The 2,146-nt window shown below is 59.5% G+C and carries 2 protein-coding genes; one reads left to right on the forward strand and one right to left on the reverse strand.

Annotated features, from left to right (window positions below):
• Window positions 1-196 precede the first annotated feature (196 nt).
• Window positions 197-1,660: a CRISPR-associated CARF protein Csx1 gene (csx1, locus tag ACP5J3_RS13560; protein ID WP_428496172.1), complete on the forward strand. Its 1,464-nt coding sequence runs from the start codon at window positions 197-199 to the stop codon at window positions 1,658-1,660.
• Here csx1 and ACP5J3_RS13565 read toward each other — a convergent pair.
• Window positions 1,637-2,146: hypothetical protein (locus tag ACP5J3_RS13565; protein ID WP_428496173.1), on the reverse strand; the 510-nt coding region annotated here is incomplete at its 5' end. The genes csx1 and ACP5J3_RS13565 overlap by 24 nt on opposite strands.

Consider the following 2,146-nt stretch of genomic DNA (forward strand, 5'->3'; position numbering starts at 1 on the left):
CGCCTCACCTCAACCGGCTCATACACCACCGCGTTGCTAGCCACCTCCCCATGCACATTCCTAACCCACAGAGACATGATATTAGAAGATGCTTAGTTATTTAATTCTTCTCTAAATCACACAATCCCTAAACATATGTCGAAACCCGCCGCCAAGTAGCGGCACCAATGTTAAAAACGCCCCCGCAGACCACTCAATGGAGAGAAAGATGAGATTTCTCCTAATAGCGCCATGGGGAAACCCACCCCAGTGGCGCAAAGCCAAATACCGCGTTGAGGTCAAGCACCCCGCCCTCCGGATAGAGGCCGAGGACGTGGAGGGCTGTAGCTCCACCGCGGCTCTGGCGAAACAGCTCGGAAAGACAGGAGACGTTGATGTCCTCATCTTCGGCATGGACACAGCCATACCCCCCGCCGACCAGGGGATTAGGAAGGCGGTCGAGGAAAAATACAGAGAGTGGGCGAAGACGCTCGGCGTCGAGGGGGACGTGGTGTCGCTCCCCGGCATCGGCCTCTACCACGGCTGGCGCTTCAAGGCCACGGCTCTGCACATCTTCAACAAGGCGCTACACGCCATCCTCCAGAAGGCGGAGAAGTCAAAACCCAGCTTCATAGTCGTCGACTTAACCCACGGCGTAAACTACCAAACCGTCGCCGTGCTCTACGCCGCCGTGGCCGCCTCCGTATTGCTGGACCTGGAGGGCAGGACAATTATCTACAACTCGGAACCATATCCGCCCGACCACATCACGGAGAACTGCATAAAAGAAGAGAGACAGAAGCAGGTCAAGAAAGAGCTCCCAAGTCTCGCGGTACTCGACGTAACGGAGCTACAGAGCGTCATAAGGGCTATCAGACAGCTCTCGGCACTGAAATCGCTAGCCCCCTCAAGAATTGATACGCCGAGAGAGATGCCCCAGGAGCTGTGCCCCAGATTCGAGAAGGTCGTCACCTCCTACATGTTGCTAGCCTCCGGAGCCGCCGCCTTGTTGTTCCCCAACGCGAGGTACGTGGGGAGGGAACCGGCGATCTACAAGCCGGGCTCCGGATCCGGCGGCCTGCCGCCGCCCCCCGACGAAGTGAATCGCGACGACGAAACGCACACCGTCTCCTACGGAGAAGCCGACGCCTCGTACCCCATCCAAGCGGCTCTCCACTACCTCGAAAGGGAGCTCGACAAGCTGAAGGCGGAGGACCTAGCCGCCTTCCTCAACAAAGCGGCTGGCCACTACGAGAAGGCGGGCGTGGCCTTGGTGAGCAAGGTGCTCAGAACGACAGCCGACGAGCTGGGGCTCATGGCGAAAGCCGCCGAGGTCATGGCCGACAGGCGCGTGCTGGAGACGAGGGAGGGGGCCGTGAGGCTGGCGCAACGCGAAGTCGCCGCCCTCTTTGAGAACGGCAAGAGGCTCCTGGAGATTAAAGACGCCGACGCTCTGAGAGACGCGTGGGAAGACGCGCTGTGCGCGGCCGAGGCGCTCCTCAGGAGTGAGAGCAGAAAGGGCGTTTCGGAGAGAGCCCTGCGCAACCTGCTGGCCCACGGCGGCTTCGCCTACACCGTAGTAAGAGAAGTCACCGTGAGAGGGGCTAAGATAGCCGAGGTCGCCTATGACGGCGACAAAGTGGCCGAGTTAATCAGCCTACTCAAGCCCCCCAGATGTTGAAAAACTCCGCAACCCAACCAGATAGCCACCTGCAAACTTTTCAAAACGCCCCATATCCACCGGTACCAGAAACTCAATATCAAGAGCTGCAACGCCCCCAAACACGTACACCAAAACATCTCGGCTCTTGCCCACCGGCGCAAATCCCTCCCTCACCCAGACAAAGTCGTGGTGAAGAAAGACGCTGTCCCCGATACTGGTCACACTAGGCGCCCTCGACCCGACAGCCAGCAACGCCAAATCGGCAACCCTCTTCAAAACCTCCAACGCCCTCTCCGGGCTGTAGGCACCTGCTCTCTCCGCCTCCTCAGAAAGATACTCACCATCCCTCCAGAAGTCGGCCAGCGTCACGTCCATATAGTAGTACTCCACCCCCCCGACAGCCTCCACCAACTGGAGGTAAAGCGCATACTCCCCGCATCGCACCAGCTCCCCCGGCCTAGAAGGCCCCCGGGGGCATTCCAGCCTTTCCGCAACCCTCCCCGC

It is taken from the genome of Pyrobaculum sp., assembly GCF_049971835.1.
In the GTDB taxonomy this organism is placed as follows: domain Archaea; phylum Thermoproteota; class Thermoprotei; order Thermoproteales; family Thermoproteaceae; genus Pyrobaculum.

What these genes read in the sequence shown, in the direction of transcription:
- csx1 (WP_428496172.1), top strand. Translation starts at nt 197, where the DNA reads ATGGAGAGAAAGATGAGATTTCTCCTAATAGCGCCATGGGGAAACCCA.